Origin of the sequence: Acetobacterium fimetarium, assembly GCF_014284475.1 — a bacterium.
GTDB lineage: Bacteria > Bacillota > Clostridia > Eubacteriales > Eubacteriaceae > Acetobacterium > Acetobacterium fimetarium.
In genome coordinates, this window is sequence record NZ_WJBC01000004.1 from 66,038 (window position 1) to 87,522 (window position 21,485).

General features: G+C 45.7%; 21 protein-coding genes. 6 read left to right on the plus strand and 15 right to left on the minus strand.

From position 1 onward, the window contains the following. Nucleotides 1-32: 32 nt before the first annotated feature. The 3 genes from glmU to purR all read right to left on the minus strand — a co-directional run bounded on the left by glmU (nt 33) and on the right by purR (nt 2,942). The gene (glmU, locus tag GH808_RS04040; RefSeq protein WP_186841632.1) at nt 33-1,391 is read right to left on the minus strand and encodes a bifunctional UDP-N-acetylglucosamine diphosphorylase/glucosamine-1-phosphate N-acetyltransferase GlmU; all 1,359 of its coding nucleotides are present in this window, start codon (nt 1,389-1,391) and stop codon (nt 33-35) included. 85 nt (nt 1,392-1,476) lie between these two features. Beyond that, a complete protein-coding gene (gene spoVG, locus GH808_RS04045; protein WP_186841512.1) occupies nt 1,477-1,800 on the minus strand; it encodes a septation regulator SpoVG in 324 nt (107 codons plus the stop codon). Nucleotides 1,801-2,135: 335 nt separating this feature from the next. Further along, nucleotides 2,136-2,942 (minus strand): pur operon repressor, encoded by an 807-nt coding sequence (gene purR / locus GH808_RS04050; protein WP_186841513.1) that lies wholly within the window; start codon nt 2,940-2,942, stop codon nt 2,136-2,138. 268 nt (nt 2,943-3,210) lie between these two features. On the opposite strand from purR, the gene murC reads away from it, so the two are divergent. From murC to GH808_RS04075, 5 genes are all read left to right on the plus strand, one after another. Further along, complete coding sequence (gene murC, locus GH808_RS04055; RefSeq protein ID WP_186841514.1) at nt 3,211-4,629, plus strand: UDP-N-acetylmuramate--L-alanine ligase; 1,419 nt, start codon at nt 3,211-3,213, stop codon at nt 4,627-4,629. Between the two features lie 58 nt (nt 4,630-4,687). Then, entirely contained in the window at nt 4,688-4,972 is a 285-nt protein-coding gene (locus GH808_RS04060) for a hypothetical protein (protein WP_186841515.1), read from the plus strand. Nucleotides 4,973-5,220: 248 nt separating this feature from the next. Beyond that, nucleotides 5,221-5,997 carry a prolipoprotein diacylglyceryl transferase gene (locus GH808_RS04065; protein WP_186841516.1) on the plus strand — a complete coding sequence of 259 codons (777 nt, stop codon included), beginning with the start codon at nt 5,221-5,223 and terminating at the stop codon, nt 5,995-5,997. Between the two features lie 65 nt (nt 5,998-6,062). Further along, on the plus strand, nt 6,063-6,926 hold the full coding sequence (locus tag GH808_RS04070) for a DUF4190 domain-containing protein (RefSeq protein ID WP_186841517.1): 864 nt from the start codon (nt 6,063-6,065) through the stop codon (nt 6,924-6,926). Between the two features lie 40 nt (nt 6,927-6,966). Then, nucleotides 6,967-8,292, plus strand: a complete 1,326-nt coding sequence (locus GH808_RS04075) for a patatin-like phospholipase family protein (protein ID WP_186841518.1) — start codon at nt 6,967-6,969, stop codon at nt 8,290-8,292. A 192-nt stretch (nt 8,293-8,484) separates the two neighbouring features. Here GH808_RS04075 and GH808_RS04080 read toward each other — a convergent pair whose 3' ends face one another. After that, on the minus strand, nt 8,485-8,985 hold the full coding sequence (locus GH808_RS04080) for an SEC-C metal-binding domain-containing protein (RefSeq protein WP_186841519.1): 501 nt from the start codon (nt 8,983-8,985) through the stop codon (nt 8,485-8,487). Nucleotides 8,986-9,261: 276 nt separating this feature from the next. Here GH808_RS04080 and GH808_RS04085 point away from each other — a divergent pair, with 276 nt between their 5' ends. After that, nucleotides 9,262-10,311 carry a HAMP domain-containing sensor histidine kinase gene (locus GH808_RS04085; protein WP_186841520.1) on the plus strand — a complete coding sequence of 350 codons (1,050 nt, stop codon included), beginning with the start codon at nt 9,262-9,264 and terminating at the stop codon, nt 10,309-10,311. Between the two features lie 9 nt (nt 10,312-10,320). Here the strand turns inward: GH808_RS04085 and GH808_RS04090 are convergent, their stop codons facing one another. The 11 genes from GH808_RS04090 to hemL all read right to left on the minus strand — a co-directional run bounded on the left by GH808_RS04090 (nt 10,321) and on the right by hemL (nt 21,456). Continuing rightward, nucleotides 10,321-11,016 carry a DNA alkylation repair protein gene (locus tag GH808_RS04090; RefSeq protein ID WP_186841633.1) on the minus strand — a complete coding sequence of 232 codons (696 nt, stop codon included), beginning with the start codon at nt 11,014-11,016 and terminating at the stop codon, nt 10,321-10,323. A 243-nt stretch (nt 11,017-11,259) separates the two neighbouring features. Continuing rightward, nucleotides 11,260-11,811, minus strand: coding sequence for a bifunctional adenosylcobinamide kinase/adenosylcobinamide-phosphate guanylyltransferase (cobU, locus tag GH808_RS04095; RefSeq protein WP_186841521.1), 552 nt, complete (start codon nt 11,809-11,811; stop codon nt 11,260-11,262). A 1-nt stretch (nt 11,812) separates the two neighbouring features. After that, on the minus strand, nt 11,813-12,856 hold the full coding sequence (locus GH808_RS04100; protein WP_186841522.1) for a pyridoxal phosphate-dependent aminotransferase: 1,044 nt from the start codon (nt 12,854-12,856) through the stop codon (nt 11,813-11,815). Nucleotides 12,857-13,068: 212 nt separating this feature from the next. After that, complete coding sequence (gene cbiB / locus GH808_RS04105) at nt 13,069-14,082, minus strand: adenosylcobinamide-phosphate synthase CbiB (protein ID WP_243166097.1); 1,014 nt, start codon at nt 14,080-14,082, stop codon at nt 13,069-13,071. Continuing rightward, nucleotides 14,079-15,581, minus strand: coding sequence for a cobyric acid synthase (locus GH808_RS04110; RefSeq protein ID WP_186841523.1), 1,503 nt, complete (start codon nt 15,579-15,581; stop codon nt 14,079-14,081). The genes cbiB and GH808_RS04110 overlap by 4 nt, the downstream gene beginning before the upstream one ends. A gap of 177 nt (nt 15,582-15,758) precedes the next feature. Further along, on the minus strand, nt 15,759-16,547 hold the full coding sequence (gene cobK, locus GH808_RS04115) for a precorrin-6A reductase (protein WP_186841524.1): 789 nt from the start codon (nt 16,545-16,547) through the stop codon (nt 15,759-15,761). Further along, nucleotides 16,544-17,281: a precorrin-3B C(17)-methyltransferase gene (gene cobJ / locus GH808_RS04120; RefSeq protein WP_186841525.1), complete on the minus strand. Its 738-nt coding sequence runs from the start codon at nt 17,279-17,281 to the stop codon at nt 16,544-16,546. Before cobJ ends, cobK begins: the two co-directional genes overlap by 4 nt. Before the next feature lie 38 nt (nt 17,282-17,319). Beyond that, on the minus strand, nt 17,320-18,381 hold the full coding sequence (locus GH808_RS04125) for a cobalt-precorrin 5A hydrolase (RefSeq protein WP_186841526.1): 1,062 nt from the start codon (nt 18,379-18,381) through the stop codon (nt 17,320-17,322). After that, nucleotides 18,374-19,144 carry a precorrin-4 C(11)-methyltransferase gene (gene cobM / locus GH808_RS04130; RefSeq protein WP_186841527.1) on the minus strand — a complete coding sequence of 257 codons (771 nt, stop codon included), beginning with the start codon at nt 19,142-19,144 and terminating at the stop codon, nt 18,374-18,376. The genes GH808_RS04125 and cobM overlap by 8 nt, the downstream gene beginning before the upstream one ends. Before the next feature lie 30 nt (nt 19,145-19,174). Then, entirely contained in the window at nt 19,175-19,966 is a 792-nt protein-coding gene (locus GH808_RS04135; protein ID WP_186841528.1) for a sirohydrochlorin cobaltochelatase, read from the minus strand. Nucleotides 19,967-20,166: 200 nt separating this feature from the next. Then, complete coding sequence (gene hemL / locus GH808_RS04140) at nt 20,167-21,456, minus strand: glutamate-1-semialdehyde 2,1-aminomutase (RefSeq protein WP_186841529.1); 1,290 nt, start codon at nt 21,454-21,456, stop codon at nt 20,167-20,169. Nucleotides 21,457-21,485: the final 29 nt, after the last annotated feature.

A 21,485-nucleotide genomic window follows, 5' to 3' on the forward strand; every position in this document is an offset into this window, starting at 1 on the left:
AATTTCTCTTTTTTCTTTATTTTAATGGCGGCTTATTTTTTTAAATATCCAACCTTATTAACTTGTCTTGCTCTGGCAATCGCCAGGCTTTCTTCCGGAACATCATCGGTAATGGTCGATCCCGCAGCGATATACGCGCCTTCTTTCACGGTTACCGGTGCAATGAGATTGGTATTACACCCCACAAAAGCATCCTTCTCTACAACCGTCCGATATTTCTTCTTGCCATCATAATTCACAAAAACGGTTCCACAGCCCAGGTTTACATTTTCACCCACATCGCCATCTCCGATATAAGTCAAATGCGAGGCCTTCGCGCCATCACCCATTGTGGAATTCTTGACTTCCACAAAATCGCCAACTTTGCAGTGTTTGCCAATTTTGCTGCCGGGACGAATATAGGCATAAGGTCCAATGCTAGTGCCATCATCCACTTCGCTGTCCAAAATAGTGGAAATTTGAATGGTCACGTCATTCCCTATTTTTGCATTAACCAGACGGCTGTTCGCTCCAATTGTCGTGTTGCTGCCGATCGCGGTCTCGCCCTCGAGGATTACCCCGGGATACAGAATGGTGTCCTGACCGACAATGGTTTGACTGCTGATGTATGTCGTTGCCGGGTCAATCATGGTCACCCCGGCATCCATCAGTTTGCGGTTAATTCGCTTTCGCATCACGGCTTCTGCTTCAGCCAACTGACTTCTGGAATTAACGGCCTGAATATCTTCACAATCCGGTGTTGTGTAGGTACCGGCCGTTTTTCCCATTTTTCGCATGATCTCAATCACATCGGTGAGATAGTATTCGCCCTGAACGTTATCCGTTTTGAGCTCCTTCAATGCCGAAATCAGCGTTTGGGTATCAAAGCAGTACATCCCGGAATTGATTTCCGTTACTTTTTTTTCTTCCGGGGACGCGTCTTTTTCCTCGACAATTTTAATCAGTTCATTCGCAGCGTTCTTAATCATCCGTCCGTAACCGGTCGGATTAGCAAATTCCGCTGTTAAAACCGTTGCGGCATAGCCATTTTTTTCATGGATAGCAATAAGGCCCTGAATGGTTTCCGGTCGGATCAGGGGGGCATCCCCGACCAGTACGATCAGATTCCCCTTTAATTCATTGAAAAAGGGCAATGCCTGTAAAACGGCATGTCCGGTTCCCAGCTGTTCTTTCTGCAGAATTGTCTCAATTTCAGGTGAAAGACTCGCTTTTACGGTCTCCGCCTGGCAACCCACAATCACTCCAATATCGCTGATTCCAGATGCTTTACTCGCTTCCACCACATAGTCCAGAATATTCTTTCCACATACCTGATGCAGAACCTTCGGCTTCTGTGAGTGCATCCGGGTTCCCTGCCCGGCAGCCAAAATAATTGTTTTTGATTTTTTCATCATTTAATCTCCAACATGAATTTATAATCTCAATAATTTAACAACAAAAAAAGGGAAGTACTGCTCCCCCTTTTCATTTTAACTTTTATTCTTCTTCGTAATCCACTTCTAGTTCAACGTCTGCTTCTTCTTCATTGGTTTTCTGGTTGTCCTCTGCTATGGCCTTCTCGTAAGCTCGCAGAACGCATTCCTGCATTTCTCTACGGGTACCCATGTTTATTGGATGGGCAATGTCTTTAAACTCGCCATCCGGTGTTTTCCGGCTGGGCATCGCAATAAAGAAACCGCTCTGGCCCTCAATCACCTTGATATCATGAACAACGAATTGATCATCAAATGTAACTGAGACAATCGCTCTCATTTTTCCATCTGGATACGTTTTCCGTACTCTTACGTCTGTTATTTCCATCTCGTAAGCTCCCCCTTTGAAATAAAGTCACATGTCTAGTTTATACGTATATCCTACCACAAATTCAACAATATTAAAACAAAAACCTAAACTTTTTTCCACAGCTTATCATTTCTTAAAAGGGTTAAAAAAACGATCTGCAATCAGGCGATAAAATTCAGCGGTTTAATTGTCTGTTCATGTTGTTGTTTCAGGATTTGCGATTTAAACCGGCATGCCGGCATCATGGCGGCAATGTCTGCACGCGACCTCTTTCAAAGCAGTGTTTCGGTTTATGCTTCATGACAAACGATCCTGTCTCGGGGTGAGACGTGAGTCAGTTATGTCATGATTCTTTAATACTCAGCAGAAAAAGAAACGCCGATTCCGTTTCCCTCGATGTTCTCATCATCCATCCAAATTAAAGAGGTGAAGTTGTCCACCAGCTTTTCAAGCGGTGATCGGGTCACAAAGATCACACAGATTCCCATCACTTCAGCGCCGACCTCTTCCATCAGATTTGCCATCCCCTTGGCTGTCCCGCCGCCTTTCATAAAATCATCAATAATCAGGACTTTCTTGGCTGTCAGATCAATACGCCGGCTTAAATACATGGTTTTTATTTTATTCGACGACCCCGAGATGTAATTGACACTCGTTGTGGCGCCTTCTGTCACACGGTTTGATCGTCTGATGATACCCATTGGCACATTCAGATAATGGGCTGTTTCCAGAGCCGCGGGAATTCCCTTTGTTTCCGTTGTGACCACGTACTCAATATTCATATCCACATATTTTGAAGCGATAATGCGTCCGATTTTCTTTGAATAGCGTGGGCTTGAAAGGATATCGCTGTAATAAACAAACCCTCCCTGAATTTTACGGGAAGGCTCCTGCAGCAGATCGGCTATCTCTGTGAGAATTGCCATCTCTTCTGTCTTGGTAACGCCGGGACGGTAAACGACCCCTCCCGAAGCGCCGGAATACGTTTCAACACAGCCTGCACCCATCATTTCGACCGCATTTTTTACGATGGCCACATCCTCACAGACACTTGATTTTCCAACCTCCAACAGATCGGTAAAATAATTATAGCTGAACACCTTGCTGGGATGGTCTGATAATACTTTGGTTATGATGCTGATTCTTTCATTTTTCTTCATTTTCCACCTGTTGACCAATTTTTTCTAAAATCCGAACATTATTCTCAATATTCATAATTTTATTCGTATTTTAAAAAAAGTGCAAGTTTTTTTTAATCTTTACTCTGATGAAACAGATGTGTTATAATTTTCCGTAAAGTGTTTTTCTGGATTTAACGTGGTATTTTCGATTATTTTATACCCCCGCTCAGAGAATAATTGGACACTTTAAATATATCATTAAGAAATAATTAAGATTTTATCATCAATCAATAAAGGAGCTGTTTATTTGAAATCGCAACTAGAAAAAAAATTCAATCGACCCATTAATAAATTATTCTTCATTGGAATCGGCGGAAGCAGCATGAGCGGTCTTGCATCCATGGCTTTATCTCAGGGTTTTACCATCGAAGGTTCTGATATGGTTACCTCGTCCTATGTTGAAAAACTGGAAAGCATGGGCGTGAAGGTACACATTGGACACAACTACGAAAATATTCCCACCGATACAGACTGTGTAGTATATTCCGCGGCTATCCATGAAGATAATCCTGATATGATTAAAGCAACCGATTTGAACATTCCCAAAATCGAACGTTCGAATTTTCTGGGACTTTTTTCCAATATTTTCGATAAAACCATTGCCGTTTCCGGTACCCACGGCAAGACAACCACTTCATCCATGATCGCCTGTCTGTTGCACTACGCTGATTTGAAGCCAAGTTTAAGCATCGGCGGCAAGCTTGACGAGTTCGGCGGCAATGCCCTGATCGACTCCAAAGACTATTTTGTCGTCGAAGCCTGTGAATATGTGGACAGCTTTCTGACGACTTCCCATTCCATCGGTGTGATTACCAACATTGAAGAAGACCATCTGGATTATTTCAAAGACGGGCTTCCCCAAATCAAGGAATCCTTTCATAAATTCGGAAAGATCCTGCCTGCTGACGGACTGATGATCGCCTATGGTGATTCTCCGGATGTGCTGGACGTTGTGAAAAAATTAGCCTGTCCGGTTGTCACCTACGGCTTAAGCGCTGAAAATGACTGGCATCCTGAAAACATCCAGTACGACACTGTCGGTAAACCAACCTTTGACGTTTATAAAGGCAACGCCTTTTATGGTCATTATGAACTAAACATACCCGGCCAGCACAATGTGCTGAATTCCCTGGCCGCCATTATCTGCGGCGACTTCCTCGGCATTCCCGTTGAAACGTCGATCCCGGCGATGGCACGCTTTCATGGCGCCAAACGCCGGTTTGAATTCCGCGGTGAAGTCAATGGCATCAATGTCTACGAAGATTATGCTCACCATCCCACTGAGCTGAAAGTCGTGATCGATGCTGCTCTGAACTATGAACACAATAAACTCTGGGTCGTTTTTCAGCCCCATACCTACTCCCGAACCTACTTTTTCTTTGATGATTTCGTGGATGCTTTTGCGAAGGCCGACTTTGTTATCCTCAACGATATTTATTCAGACCGGGAAGGCAATGACTGGAACATCTATTCCGAAGATCTCCAAAAGGCCATTGAGGAAAAATACCATATCCCAACTGTAACCATTTCGGTTTTTTCCGATATCATCGACTATCTGACCAGCCATCTGACTAAAAATGACCTCGTGCTCGTAGCCGGCTCTCAGACCATTAACCATGTTGCTTTTGATCTCATTGACAAGTTAAAAGAAATTCATAATTCTTGACATTTTTTCCTGATTAGTATATTCTGAATTGAAATATATTTTTTAGGAGGCTATTATAATGGAGCAATATAATAATAAAGCGACCGCTTCCCTTGTCTTGGGAATCATCTCTTTGGTTTGCATCTGGTTTGGCTATTCCGCACTGATCGGTATTGTCTGCGCAATTGTCGGTTTGGTTTTTGCAGTTCAAATTCGCAAGGCATCTCAGGAAGAAGGCTTTACCCCGAGTGCTATGGCTACCGCCGGTTTAGTTCTCTGTATCATTGGCCTGGCATTATGCGCTGTCGGCTTTGTCGTCTGTGTAACCTGTGTCGGTTGCGTCAGTATGGCCGCCTATCTATAAAACTGCATTTAAAATAGACGATTTCAATCGTCTATTTTTTTTATCATTGACTAGTAAATGATAAAAAAGTACCGTAAGCTTTGCATGCAGTTTCGCACGAACCAATTTTTACACTGTACGGCGGACAGTCTACCGACTGTTCGCCTACACGTTACAAAATTGGTTGTGGAAACTACTTGCAAAGCAATCGTTGTTCAGTGTTTATAAATTTTTCAGTCACCTAATTGACTGAAAACGAAGGGAGCCTTATGTATCCGGTTATTCATATTTTAAATTACGCGATTCCGACTTTTGGTATTTTATTTCTGATTGGCGTCGGAGCCGGGTTCCTGCTGGCGCTTATAACCGCCAAAAAGTATGCAATTCCAACGATGGACGCCATGTTCTTTGGCCTTTTTGCGATTATCGGAGGTGTTTTGGGGGCGAAACTGCTCTACATTATCGTGGTGCTTCCCAGCTTCTTTGCCAACCCGGAAACGGCTTTAATCAAACTCATGACCGGTGGCGCCGTTTTTTACGGCGGGCTGATCGGCGGCATTCTCGGCGGATTTCTTTACACTCAGGTTTATCATCTTGACACTATCCGATATTTCGACATCGCGGTGCCCTGTCTCGCCCTGGCGCAGGCTTTCGGACGAATTGGCTGCTTTTTCAATGGCTGCTGTTACGGAATTCCCTATGAGGGATTTGGCGCTGTGCATTATCCTGTCGGATCCTACCCGCCATCCGGCATCGGTCTTTTCCCTGCCCAGTTGGCCGAGTCGTTTTTTCTTTTCATCCTGACCCTGGTCCTCGTTCTTGTTTTATCAAAAAGCAACACCCCCGGCTTTACCACCGGTATCTACCTGAGCGGTTATGGCCTTTTCCGTTTTATCATTGAGTTTTTCCGTTCAGATCCCCGAGGGAATATTTTATTTCTTTCCACTTCCCAGGTGATCAGTCTTTTCATTTTTCTGCTGGGATTGCTTTTTATTTTCAGAATTCCCCAACGCCTTTATAAAAAACACCTGAAAAGCATCGGATAAATTAGATAATTAAAAGCGTTTGGGGTATAATCACTTTAATTCATTCAAATTCAGGAGGTTTTATTATGAACAATTTTGAATACTATTTTGGAAATACGATGCCATATTCTTCGCATTCAGATGATTTTTGGACCGTCATGCCCCTGGTCATGACGATTCTTGCGATTGTATTCGCCATTGTCCTTATCATCGGCATCATTTGTTATGTCTTCAGCTCCATCGGCTTGTATACAATGGCAAAGAACAGAAACCTGGATCACGCGTGGTTGGCCTGGATTCCGATTGCGCAGTTCTATATCATGGGTTCCCTCATTAATGATGATGTATCCATCAGCACGTTGCACATTCCCTACGCTAAAATATTCCTGCCGCTGCTGAGTCTGGCTTTCTCCCTGGTCATGTCAGTCCTCGGTCTCATCCCTTACCTCGGTGTTCTATTCGGCATTGTTTTATCTTTGGCTGTCGGCTTTTATTATTATACCGCTCAATTCTGGCTTTTCAGTATCTATGATCAGGAACATCACGTCCTTTATCTGGTACTGAGCATTATCTTTCCTTTTATGGGACCGATTTTTACATTTGTCATCCGAAATCGGGATGGTTATGATGAACGACATCCGGAAGAGATTGTTGAAGTCAACTATGATTCAAAATCCATCATTGCACTTTGTCTCGGTATTTTTTCGATTGTCAGTTTCTTCACCTTGATGGGCTCCGGATTACTCTCCGGTGCTGTTGGCATTATTTTTGGCATCATCGCCATGAAAGAGATGAAATTAAAACAGAAACCGACAAGTATGGCCTTGGCCGGTTTGGTCTGCTCAATTGTCGGTGCCTCACTCACGGTTCTGATCCTGTTTGCCTGCATCATTTGCATTGGCGTGGGCACCTCTGGCATGATGGGCGGTATCTTAAACAACATCTATTGACACAACTTAACGTTTTTTAGTATAAAGAGGTGAATCAACAATGTCTCAGTGTGAATATGGTCTGGTCCTCAGTGGCGGCGGCGCAAAGGGCGCCTTTGAAATGGGTGTATGGAAAGCGCTCAGGGAATGTAATTATTCACTGGGCGCCGTAATCGGAACATCGGTAGGTGCCCTGAACGCAGCTGTCATTGCCCAGGACAATTTTGATCTTGGCATGGAATTCTGGTCAAATCTCACGATCAACCAGGTTCTTAATCTGAACCGGGAAATGACCAATACCTATTTGAATCAATGGTCAAAAGAAAATTTTGATGTGTTTCGAAATGGTTTTCTGAACATCCTTTTTTCCGACGGGCTGGATATTACCCCGTTGCGGGAAAACCTCAACCGTCTGATCTCTGAAGATGCCATCCGAAAATCACCCATTCGGCTTGGCCTGGTTACGGTCGATCTGACCAGCCTCACGCCCAGACAAATGATGATTGAAGAGATTCCCGAAGGGCAGCTCATTGATTATCTGCTTGCCAGTTCGGCTCTGCCGGTTTTCCAGAAACAGGAAATAGACGGAAAAACCTATCTCGACGGCGGTTTTTTCGATAATGTTCCGATCAATTTTATGATTGAGCAGAACTTCAATAAGATCATTTCTGTCGAATTTCCCGCAATCGGCATGCGCAAATGGGTCCGGGAGAAAAATGTTGAGATCATCACCGTCAATAATTCCCAGCTTTTAGGTGGAACCCTGAATTTTGATACCGAAAGAATTCAGCAGAATATTCAGCTGGGTTATCTGGATGCGATGAAAGCATTTGGCGCTGTTGACGGCAAATATTACTATCTGGACACGCAAAACAACAATACCATTTATCAGAAATTTCAGAAACAATTGGGGATGCCCCTTTCCAACCCCAAGCAACGAAAAAAAATGCTGTCATTGCTGCAGCTGCCGGAGACTGCTGATCAGAACGCAATATTGGCGGCGCTGGAAAACCTGCAAAAGAAAACAATCTATAAAAATCGTTCCTTGCCTCTTTCCCTCCTTGAAATAACCGGAAAAAACCTCGGTGTATCCCGTCTGGAAAACTACCCCATTGATTTTTTCTTTCAGGCGCTTTTAAAGCAACTGAATACGCTTTTGGCTGAAAACCTCAATGTGCTTGAAAACCCCGGAATCATCAAAACTTTTTTTACCCCGTCAAGCGATAATTTCCTGCGGTTCAATTTCATCACATTCTATATCGTTTTCTTGAGCATCCGAAACGATCTGGCGCCTGATCGGGAATTGACTTTTATGAGCAAATTCACCCCGGAAGTATCCCTTTCCATGATCACCATTTTTTACATTCACGAACTGATCAAGCACTAAAAAAAGAGCTTTCGCTCTTTTTAAGTTATCGGCTAACCCCGTACCGACCAATTGTTAATCTGTTGTTCGCTGCAGATTCGGACAGGCTATCGCCGTGTCCGCTCTGATGCGTACAACATGATGTAACAATTGTCGGTACTACGTTAGTACTTTATTATCTACCGTCTCAAGAGTGTTTTGCTCTTTATTTGCTTAACGACCGCAGCATTTTTTGTATTTTTTGCCGGAACCACAGGGGCAGGGATCATTTCGGCCCACTTTGACCTCATTGACCACTGTTTTCGAACGTTTGTATTCTTTTGTCAGCTCATCCCGTTCTTCTTTCGTGAAGATATTGTCCCATTCTTCCAGGGTATACAACCATTCTGCCGGAACGCCTAACATGTTTTTGTAAAGCTTTGAAAAATCGATGTCCAGTTTTATTTCGGTATCCGCTTCAATGGCTTCAAGATCAATTGGTGTGATCAGGCTTTCGCTGATTCCATCAATAAATCCCATAAATTGCGGAAGCACCATATTGTTTTCTTTCGCCAGATCTTCCACTTTTCCGGCAACTGTTTTTGTTTTATTTCCCAGTATCTTTTGATACAGATCTTTTTCCTCGGAACAGTATTTTTCCCAGAATGCATTCTGTTCTGTTTCGGTCTTGCAATTCTCTTCTATATAGTTTTTCCAGTCTTCGTATAAACTCATTTATTTTCTCCTCATCGTAATCTAATCGTTATTATATCGCAAATTCACTCAGAGTAAAACAACTTTCTTTCTATTCGCTTCCACATTATTCTGCCAGCCCAATTCTTTTTATCTTCATCCTTCCAGTCACATTAACTTGGTGGCCAAAATATGCGTTGATACCGCGTTTCCGGCACCGATTATTTCGTGTAATTTAATTAGATTTAATACTTCGGTTGCTTTAAATAGGATTCCAGTTTACAATATTTATATCAGTATATCTTGAGAGGATCAATCATGAAAAACAACAAACAAATCAAAAAAAGCAAACATAAAAAAAGTGCCAACCGGCAACTGCGTTCCACTTTTTTAAAATATTCACTCTTCGCACTGGTGGGTGCCGCCGTATTAAACATCTTAATCAACATCATCATCCTTCCGGCTTTTGATGGCGCCAGTTTATGGCTGACTGTGGTGCTGAACCTGATCCCCTATTTATTTATGAGTGTGGTTTTTGCCGACTTTTTTCGAAAAAAAATCCGCTATATCAAAAGAATCCGAAATGAAACCCGCATGCTCAGATCGGGGAATTTTGACTCTGCCCTTCCCATTCAGGGCGAGGACGAACTCACCGCAATTGCTAAGAACATCAACACCTTTCATCAGCAATACGATGCCAAAAGCAAGGCCGAAACGCTCGCACAGATGGAAAACCATCAAATCATCACTTCGGTTTCCAGAGAAATCCATGCCCCTTTAACCAGCATCATTGCTTATCTTGAACGCATGCAAAACGACCAAGATGATGATCAGGCCCAAAAAGACAATTATCTGGCCACCGCTTTAAAAAAATCCTACCATATTAAAGCATTTATCGAGGACCTGTTTGATCGTGCTTTTACCGATGATGGAAAAGGCTACTATCAGTTTAAAGTCTATAACGGAAAACTGCTGCTCAATAGAATTCTCGATACCACCACCGCAGCACTCAAAGAAGGCGATTTTAACATTGTTGTCGAAAACTGTCTTGATCAGAATTTTTCATTGTGGGTCGATTTCGAACAGATTCAACGTGTATTTGACAACCTGATTTCAAACATCATCAAATATGCCGACCCTGCGAAACCGGTTGATTTCGGACTGATCCTCAATAAAAACGAACTGTGTATTATTCTGCGCAATAAGACCCTTACTGATTCCGGGACTCCGGGAAAAAGCATCATTGAAACAGCTGGTTCCAGTTTGGACTCCTGCAAAAAAATCATTACCCGTCACCAGGGACGCATCGATTATTACCAGCTCAATCAGCTGTTTAAAGTTGAAATCACGCTTCCGATTCACCAGTAGAAAAGAACCTCAAGGCGTTCTTTTTAAACTGCGGATCATCTTTTTTGTACCGGCATCAACTCTTCTCGACTCGGTAATCTTCTGCAAGGCCTTATTAAACGTAAAGGTATCGAGTTGGCTGTCATGCAAATAATTCATGGTTTTATCGGGATCATCCACAAAGAAACTTGAAATCGCCCAGGCAACAGCCATCTTCACGTAGTAATCGTCGTGGCTGATGGCATCAAAAACCGCAAATGCCTCGTCAATATAATCACACTCCACAAAATAAGCGTTGATCATGACCACCCCGAAACGGATTTCGTAGGTCTGATCCGACCGGAAGTAGGGCCTGAGAAACTGCCATACTTCTTTTTTATGTTGCTTTGTGAATTTCAGTCCGGTGATAAAGCTGTCGCAGATCGACCAGTTGTCTATTTTTGGCAAGAACGCTGCTATCAGTGAAAAACGCTGTTCCAAACTCACATCGACCAAACCGATTACAATTCCCTGCAGCATCACTTCTTCAAAATACTCGTCGTCCGCCGTACTCAGATAGGTCTCCCAGTCTTTTTCGACAATCTGTTTTGCCAGTTTCCTCAGCAGCGGCAGTCTCACGCCGATCATGTTATCGGTTCCCGGCAGCAAAGCACTCGAAAATTTCTGATACTTTTCATCTCTCAGCTGCAGCAGTTCCTTTTTTACGTTCTTTCCGGTTATCTCCATCATTTATTTTCCTGTCCTTGAATGACTAAAATAAAAAGGGGGCATCACAAAATAAAATGAAACTTATTTATCGTTTCACTTAAACCTCTATCATTGTCTGAGGCTGCTCATTATCCTGTGATGCGCGCCCCGGCGAAACACTCGCTAGAGTGTCCGATCTCATGCGTGTCACGGATAATAGCAGCAACGGACAATCACATCGGAGTTTTGCAAAAGCCCCCTGAATTTATCAACCGCCATTTTCTATTTTATTTTCATGGGAATGCCGGAAACCGTGAAGTAGACTTCATCGGCGCGGCTGGCCACCAGCTGGTTCATCCGTCCAGCGATATCTCTGAAATAGCTTCCCAGTTTGTAGGATGGTACGAGTCCCAGGCCGACCTCGTTGGACACCAGAATCAGGGTTTTATTTCCACAGACATCCAGCAGCTTTTCCACTTCGGTTTTTATTGCCGTCTCAATTTCCGATACCGTATCCATCGTACAGGTATCGTAGTCCACCGGGAAATCCAGCATGTTATTGGTCGTCATCACCGTGAGGCAATCAAAAAGCACGACATCCGAATTTTGAAAGACTGGATTATCTGCCAATGTTTCAAAATTTTTGTATTGTTCAATGGTTTGCCAATCATCGGGACGCTGAGCCTGATGTTTGGCAATACGATCTATCATGCCGTCATCAAAAGCAATCGCCGTGGCGATGTAAACCACTGGCCTTGACAGCTGCTTTGCTAAATGCTCGGCATAACTGCTCTTACCACTCCGGGCACCCCCGGTAATAAATACTAAACCCATTTTAGGCCCTCCAATTTTTAAGAAACGAAAGCAGTCGATCATTTTCAGCCGGCTGCTTAATGGCAATCCGGAAATAGGACGCGTCCAGACCGATAAAGTCTTCGCAGGTGCGAATGGACATGCCTGCCAATTCGATCGCCCTTTTCAAGTCCGCCGCTGTACCTTCTATCAGGCGGCAGAGATGAAAATCCGTTCCGCTTTGATATACTTTTATCGTTGTAATTTTTTTCAGTTCGTTGTAAATACGATACCGTTCCTGCTCAATGTAGTCTCTTGTCTTTTTGGCGTAGTCAATTTCATCGTAAACAGCGGTTGCAGCAATCAGCCCCAAGCCGTTGATGGTCCAGGGTTCTTTGAAACACTCCATCTGCTTGATGACAGCAGGATTGCCAACCCCGTATCCGATTCGCAGACCCGGCAAGGCGTAAAATTTAGTCAGTGATTTTAATATGAAAATCCGATGGCTAGCCTCTTTAATCAGAGCAAGCCCGCCGGTTTCGTTTGAAAAATCCATAAATGATTCATCCAGAAACCAGGTGATCTCATCTGATGATTTTTCAATCAGCTCGGCAATAAATGCATTTGAATAAACGATGCCGGTCGGGTTGTTGGGATTGCACAGGAAAACCGCCTGGGGCTTTGTTTTAGACAAGACCTTCTCTAGTTCAACCGGATCAATGATAAAATCATTTTCTTCCTTCATGCGGTAGTATTCGACATCCCAGCCATACAGTTTCAGCGCCCGTTCATATTCATTGAAGGTCGGCTGAATCACCAGCGCCTTGCCCGGTCCATTGCTTCGGGCAAACAGATAGATCAGCTCAATGGCACCGTTTCCCAGAATCACTTGCTCCGGCTGCACGCCCAAATCCTGCGCGATCTTTGCGATTGCCGAACATCCGGTAATCTCCGGGTATTTCACCAGCTCATCAATGCCGTCGATGAGTTTTTTCTTGATTGTTTCGGGAATTCCCAGCGGATTGATGTTGACGCTGAAATCAACCATCCGCTTATTTTCTCCCGTATATCCGCCATGTTTATTCATTTTTGCTCCCACTCAATTTCTTCAGTCTTTTTTGTAAAAACAATCGGTCATTACGCTATTCTTAACACCGAACAATTGTTGCTTTGCAAGTAGTTTCCACAACCAATTGTGTAACGTGTAGGCGAACAGTCGATAGACTGTCCGCCGTACAGTGTAACAATTGGTTCGTGCGAAACTGCTCGCAAAGCTTACGGCACTTTCGCAATAACCTGTTAAATCGAAAGCATGAGAATTGCGATGATGGTACTGACAACCATGACGACAACCTCACTTCCGTACATAATGGTGATGGTTTCTCTGATATCCAGTATTTCCAGCGGCGTTTTGGCCTCGCCGATCGTCGGTTTTTCGAGCGTCTCGCCAAAATACTGGTTGGTTCCGCCCAATTGAATTCCCAGAAGTCCCGCCACGACCGATTCCGGATGTGCCGAGTTCGGGCTTTTATGTTTCAGACGATCCCGTTTGAAGATACGACAGGCATCATTAAACGGATACCCCAGGAACATGCCGGCTACCAGCATAAAAAGACTGCCGATTCGGGCCGGAATGAAATTGATGATATCATCAAATTTTGCCGATGCGTAGCCGAAATCCTTGTACGGTTCCTGCACATATCCGACCATGGAATCCAGGGTGTTGGTTGCTTTATACAGCATCACCAGCATTGCCGGATTGAGCCAGGGAATCGGGATCAGGGCGCCAATCAGCAAATAGAATATCGGTGCCAGAACGCCGTCAATGGTGTTTTCTGCCGTGGTTTCCACCGTCGCCCGAATGATCTCTTTTTCTTTAAGCGCCGATGTATCCCGCCCTACCAGGTAGCCTACCTGCGTCCGGGAAACTTCAATATCGCCGCCTTTTAAGGCGGTCATGACTTTCTTGACTTCAACCGCCAGCGTTTTCGCCGCCAGCGACGTCACGATCAGATACAAATTGAAAATGATGTACAAAACGATGTGAATCTTTAAGCATATCCATTGCAGCGCAAAAACAGCGAAGGCGGTCAATGCGAGCATTAAAAACAGCAGCAGAAACCCCTTTGCTTTGCGGTGATTGCCACGATTCAATTTCTTGTTTAAAAAGCCGATGGTTTTTCCCATTCCGACAATCGGATGCGGCAGCCAGGCCGGATCGCCGATCAACCAGTCCAGCAGAATTCCCGTGAGGATGAGCAAAAACCAGAAACCGCCGCCCAAACCGGAGGTAAGTCCTTCAATCAGATTCAATTTTCTGTCGCTCCAATTATTTCCATTATTTTTTTCATATCGATGTTGGTTTCCACAGTTTCCGCCAGAAGATCGTATTGTTCTTCCTTGAAAGCTTTGAAATCAAAGGCAACCGGCCCGGCTTCCAGATGTTTCTTCTCCCGGATTGTCTCGACAATTTTTTCCCGGAAATCATCATTATCAAAAATACCATGCAGATAGGTTCCCATGACGGTTCCATCTGCCGCAATAACACCATCCACGGTACCATCTTCCAGGACGGCAAAACTTCTGGCATTATCAAGCGCTTCGCTTTCGCCCATGTGAATTTCATAGCCTTCCACCGTCATGTCAGTCAATTCCATTCCCATGAAATTTCCCTGAACTTTTCCGGTCGTGCGGACGGTCCTTTTTTCATCTCCGATGGTGGTCACAATATTCAGCAAGCCCAAACCTTCAACACTGCCTCTGGTTGATTCCACACACAGAGGATCCCGGATCTCTTTGCCGAGCAGCTGATAACCGCCGCAGATGCCGACAATGGGGACCCCGCTGTCATGGATCCGACGGATTTCATCGGCCATTTTGCTTTCTATCACATGGCAGGTATCATCAATGGTATTTTTGGTTCCGGGGATCACCAGCAGATCCGGGCTGGCCAGCTGGAGTTCCCGCTGGTTCCGGTAGTATTCAATCTTGACATCCGGATGCATTTCAAAAGCGGTGCAGTCGGTAAAATTCGAAAGATGCGGCAGATAGACTACGCCAATGGTGATCAGACCCTCGTTCTGGTTGTCAAATCGTTCGGAGACGCTGTCCTCGTCATCGATGACAAAACGTTTGTAGGGAATAACGCCGAGGCAGGGAATATTGATTTTTTCTTCGATCATTTCAATCCCGGGTTTCAACAGTTCAACATCCCCCCGGAATTTATTGATCACAAAACCCTTGATTCGCTGCTGCTCTTCCGGCTCCAGCAGCATGATGGTTCCATAAATGGATGCAAAAACGCCGCCTTTGTCAATATCACCGATCAGGATAACCGGCGCATCGACAAGCTCTGCCAGTCCCATGTTCACGATATCGTTGTCTCTCAAATTGATTTCGGCCGGACTGCCGGCGCCTTCGATGACGATGATATCTTTTCCTTCGGCCAGCGTGTCATAGGCCGAAACAACGGTATCCACCAGTTTCGGCTTATGTTTATGGTAATCCATCGCATCCATATTGAATTCCGCTTTTCCCATCAGAATGACCTGCGCCCCCATATCCGAATTGGGTTTTAACAGCACCGGATTCATTTCCACCTGCGGTTCCATTCTGGCACATTCTGCCTGAACAACCTGCGCCCGGCCCATCTCTTTGCCATCCCTGGTGATAAATGAATTAAGGGCCATATTCTGTGATTTATATGGTGCCACCGTATAGCCATGATTATCTAATATGCGACACATGGCTGCTGTAAGAAGGCTTTTTCCAACCGAAGAGCCCGTGCCCATGAACATAATATTCTTTGCCATTATTTCTCCTTCTTATTTTCAACTAATACCGTCTTTGCAAAACGACCGTGAGCTTCGCTGCCGGTTTGCGCGAACCAATGTGTACACTGTACGGCGGACAGTCTATCGACTGTTCGCCTACACGTTACCAAATTGGTTGCGTAAACCGACATCAAAGCAACAATTGTTCGCAACGATCTATTTTCCACTTAAATCAAACGTCATATTTTCTCTGGTTGCCAGATCAACGGCTGCCGCAACTGTCGTAATGACTTTGGGATAGGCAACCACCGGCCGGCGGATGAATAATACTCTGGCACCAACTTTCCGCGCTGCCTCAACTTTTTCACCGACGCCGCCAACATCGCCGCTGTCCTTGGTCACGACAAAGCCGATGTTGTATTCTTTCATGATGGCCGCATTCAGTTCCACTGAAAACGGCCCCTGTAAAGCAAGTATATTCCGTGTTTTAAAGCCGAGATTCTCACATTTTTTGAGGACGCCAGCCGTCGGCAGCACGCGGATATAGGTTCTTTCTTTGGGAAGGTCTTCAAAAATTTCCAGTTGCCGGCTGCCGGTCGTCAGCAGAATGTTGCCGTTGTTATTGCCCATGGCCCCGACCAGATAATCCCGAACCTCTTCGTAAGTCTCATAGGACAGGATATCGTCACCTTCATCAATATGGGACGGTCTTTCCAGGCGGATGTAAGAAACGTTCATCGCATCACAGGCCCAGATGGCGTTTTCCGATATTTCCCGTGCGTAGGGATGGGTCGCATCGATGCAAAGATGAATATTGTAGACAGTCAGGGTTTCCCTAAGGGTGTTTCCATCCAGCTGACCGGAAATCTTTATCAGTCGGGGATTTTCTTGAATAGTATCTGTCGAAATATTGGTGAGAGACGAATAACAAACCTCTTTGCCTTTTGCTAGCAACGTTTCAGTCAGTTCCCGGCCATCAACGGTTCCTCCAAGTACTAGAATCATAGCTGATACCCTCTCGGTGTGATCATTTTTAACTGGTCTCTGGTGACATATGTTTTTGAATTGCCGATAATGACCATTGAAAACATATCGATGTCGGCCTCATTCATTTTTTTGAGGGTGGTAATCACATAGGATTCGTCCTGCCGTTTGGCGTTTCTGACAATGCCAACCGGTGTTTCCGGCGCTTTGTATTTCAACAGGATTTCCTGGGCCTTTTCAATATTATGGGGTCGTCCATTGCTTTTCGGGTTGTAAAGACTGATGACGAAATCCCCGTCGCCGGCACAATGGAGCCGTTTTTCAATCACTGCCCAGTCAGTCAGCAGGTCGCTGAGGCTGATGACGGCATAGTCATGCATCAGCGGCGCGCCTAGTGTTGCCGCTGCCGCATTGGCGGCCGAAATGCCAGGAATGATTTCAACTGCCACCGCACTGTGCTTTGCCTCCACCACTTCAAGCATGATGCCGGCCATGCCAAAAACGCCGGCGTCCCCGCTGCTGACGAGACAGATGTTTTTGCCTTGCTCGGCCAGTTCCAGCGCTTTTTCGCAGCGGTCAATTTCCCGGCGCATTCCGGAAGATAAAACTTCCTTATCTCCAATCAGATCTGCAATGATATCGATATAGGTTTTATACCCGATAATGATATCCGCATCGGCCAAACTCGCTTTAGCCGCCTCCGTCATATGCTCATAAAGTCCCGGGCCAATGCCCGTGACGTAAATTTTACTCATCTTGTTCTCCTTCTTATTCACAGGCTGCATTCCTGCATCTATTTTTCCGGCAGCCACACCGATAGTGTGATGCCATTCATTTTCCGTTTTTCCAAAAGACATTTTCCAAAACTCGAAGCGATATAGCCGCAGGGTTCAGAAACGGCATACAAGCCGGTTGTCTTGAAAACAAAATCCGAGCCGTCAAAGCGACTCTGCACCATCTGAACCATCGCATCGGGAATAATCACCTTTTTGGCTTTAAACTGTTTGCATGCTTCTTCAATACCGGGCTCATTCTGCTTTAACGCAATGGTTGCAAAAGCCTTGATGCATTTTTCATTAAGCTGAAGCTCCGCCAGTGTCGCCGCCACGGCGGCAATTATTTTTTCTCCCGGGGTATCCCGGCGACAGCCGATTCCCAGCACCAGTTTTTGGGGCACCAGCTGCACCGAAGGTATTGCGAATTCCGGCTTCTGTCTGCTCATTGACGTCAGAATCACGCCGGCATATTTGCCCTCTTCCAGATCCCGCGATGTCTCGAGCAGCTCCAGATTATTCGGCAGCACCACGCCATCGAGCTCACAGTTTTCCTGATTGACCAGGGCGACGGCCTCATTGTTTAAAATCAGTGCCGTCACATCCTTGGCAGCTGTAAAATCGGCGATGACACAGTTCAGTTTTTCGGCCAGCACATCCACGGCCATGCTGCCTTTGACGTCCGTGCCGGTGGTGATCACGGCCTGCGCATCCATCCGTTTAGCCAGCAGCCGCGCCGCATCATTGGCACCGCCAAGATGGCCGGACAATAAGCTGATAACATAATCCCCTTTGGTATCGATGACCAGAATTCCCGGATCGCTTGACTTATGCCCCAGATTCGGGGCAATCGCTCTGACGACAATGCCGGTGGCCATAATACCGCAGATGATATCGTACTGATCCATGATACTCCTGAAAAAGGAGGTAATATCGGTGTCAAAAACCTGCATGTTTTGTTTTGCGTATTTTTCTTTGGTGTAGATATGACACATCTTATCATCAAGCTGTTGGGCAACCCGTTGTGCCAGGGCAACGCCATCCTGAGACAGGGTGACAATGGCCCATTTTTCTTTATTCACTTTTCTGATCGGTTCCTTGTCGATATTCAGTGGTAAAAGCGGGATCATACAGTTTAGACAGGCTGTATTCATCGCCTAAAAAATCGCCAACCAGTATTTGAGCGGTTTTTGTGATATTTTCTTCTTTAACCTTCTGAGCAATGGTTTCCAGTGTTCCCATGACGATCTTCTGATCTTCCCAGGTTGCCCGCTGAATGACTGCAATCGGCGTGGTGGGGGCATAATGCTTCATTAATTGGGCTGTCACATCATCGATCATCTGAACGGATAAAAAGATGCACATCGATGCCTGGTGCGATGCCAGATTCTCCAGTTTTTCCTTTTCCGGAACCGGTGTTCTGCCCTCTAAGCGAGTCAGAATAACAGTCTGGGATACATCCGGCAGCGTGAATTCTTTTTTAAGAACCGCCGCGGAGGCCACAAATGAACTGACCCCCGGAATCACTTCATAGGGAATGCCGAGCGCATCGAGACGGTCCATCTGTTCCCGGATGGCGCCATAGATCGAAGGATCTCCGGTATGAACCCGGGCTATTTTCTTGCCTTCGTCGGTGCCTCTTTTGATCACGGCAATGACCTCATCCAGCGTCATGTAGGCGGAGTTAAAAATCTCCGCATCCGCCTTGTGTCCGCCGATGATGGCTTTATTGACCAGCGATCCGGCGTAAATGATGATGTCCGCTTCGTTGACAATCCGTTGGCCTTTGACGGTAATCAGCTCTGGATCTCCAGGGCCTGCACCCACTAAATAAACAGTATTCATAAATAATTTCTCCTAAACTCTATAATGTCCCTACATTTCTGTAACGGGTTGTGCCTTTTTTAAATGTTCCACAAACAGGTCCTGAATGCCGGGATATTCCCCCAGGCCTTCCAGAATACATTCCACCCTGAAACGTTCTTCTTCCAGAACGCTTTTCCACGACTCTTCATCATCGCTGGCCATATCATTGGTGGCATGATCGCCGGCGACTAACATAAATGGTGCCAGATAGACTTTTTTGTATTTTTTCTCTTTCAGGATCGGAACGATGTTTTCCAGTTCCGGGAAACCCTCCACGGTGCCGACATAGACATCCTCATAGCCCTTCATCTTGAACATGTAATCCAGACATGGATAGGTTGCGTTGGCATGGTGATCGGTGCCGTGTCCCATGTAAACAAGCGCTTCGCCTTTTTTAAGCTTCGGCAATTTGCCCATCACGATGTCGATGGTTTCTTCATAGTCTTCCACCGTGGTCAGCAGCGGCCGTCCCAGTGTCAGGGATTCAAAATCAGCTTCAAAATCCTTGATTTCTTTTAACGTGATATCATACTCATGGCCATTGATGATGTGGGTGGTCTGGCAGCGGACATGGGTATAGCCGGCTGCTTTCAGTTTTGTTAATACCTCCCGAGGCACATCCACAATTTCATTGTCCCGTTTCTTCAGCTTGCTGATGATCATCCTTGACGTGAAGGCACGGTAAAAATCATGGTCCGGAAAGGCTTTCTGCAAACGCTGTTCCGTTGCCGCGATGGTTTTTTTCCTTGTCTCAGCGTAGGATGTTCCAAAGCTGATGACCAGTAACGCTTTTTTCTGCATAGTGTGTCTCCTCTGTAAATTTATACTTAGCTAATTGCGAAACTATTGCAAACTTCGCTGCCGGTTTACACGAAACAATTTTTACACTGTACGGCGGACAGTCTATCGACTGTTCGCCTACACGTTACAAAATTGTTTGTGCAAACCACCATCGAAGTAACCATTGTTCGATTATTTTAAATTTCGCAATTATCTGAAATTTATACTAACTGCTGCAATGCCTGGTAATTGTCGGCAATGGTTTTTTCGATATCCTCTTTCGTATGGGCAGCGGAAATGAAAATTGCCTCAAACTGGGACGGCGGCAGGAAATTGCCGGCATCCAGCATCGCTTTGAAATATTTTGTATAGGCTCCGGTATCGGAGGTCATGACGGCTGCGTAACTGTCAACCGGCTGATCGGTAAAGAACAGACAAGTCATTCCCTTGAAACGAACCACCTGCGCCTTGACGCCGGTCTTTTTTATGTTTTCTCTGAAGCCGGCTTCCAGCAGCTTGGCCTTTTCTTCCAGCCCCTGATAAACCTCAGGATGATCCCGCAGATAGGTCAGGGTGTTTAAACCCATTTTCATGGCAATGGGGTTTCCCGACAGGGTTCCCGCCTGATAGACACCGCCAAGCGGCGCCACGGTTTCCATGATATCGCGGCGACCGCCAAAAGCACCGACCGGCATGCCGCCGCCGATGATTTTTCCCAGGGTGGTCATATCCGGCTTGATGTCCAGAACCGCCTGGGCTCCGCCGTAGGCCAGCCGGAATCCGGTGATGACTTCATCAAAAATCAGCACCGTCCCTTGATCCTCGGTAATCTGTCGAAGACCTTTCATAAAATTGATATCCGGGGCAACAACGCCCATATTGCCGGCCACCGGCTCAACGATGACGGCTGCAATCTCGCCGGGATTTTGTGCAAAAAGCGCTTTCACGCTGTCGAGATCATTGTAAACCGCGACCAACGTATCTTGGGCGGTTCCCGGTGTGACGCCCGAGCTGGTCGGGACGCCAAAAGTCAGGGTGCCGGAACCGGATTTTACCAGCAGTCCATCACTGTGGCCGTGATAGCAGCCTTCAAATTTGATGATTTTATTGCGGCCGGTATAGCCTCTGGCCACACGCAGGGCGCTCATGGTGGCTTCGGTTCCGGAGCTGACCATGCGCACCATTTCCATGGAAGGATACGCTTCGGTGATCAGCTTGGCAATTTCAACTTCAACTGCCGTCGGTGCGCCGAAGGTGGTTCCTTTTGCGAGTGCTTCCTGAATCCCCTCGTAATAAACCGGGGAAGCATGGCCTAAAATAAGCGGCCCCCAGGAACAGATGTAATCGGTGTATTCGTTTCCGTCCACATCATAAATCCGGGCACCCTTGCCGCGGTCGACAAATACCGGTGGCATATCCACCGACTTGAACGCGCGAACCGGGCTGTTGACCCCGCCGGGGATGTATTTTTCGGCTTCAATAAATAATTTTTCTGACTTTTCTCTCTTCATCTCTATCTCCAATAATGATCATATTTTTC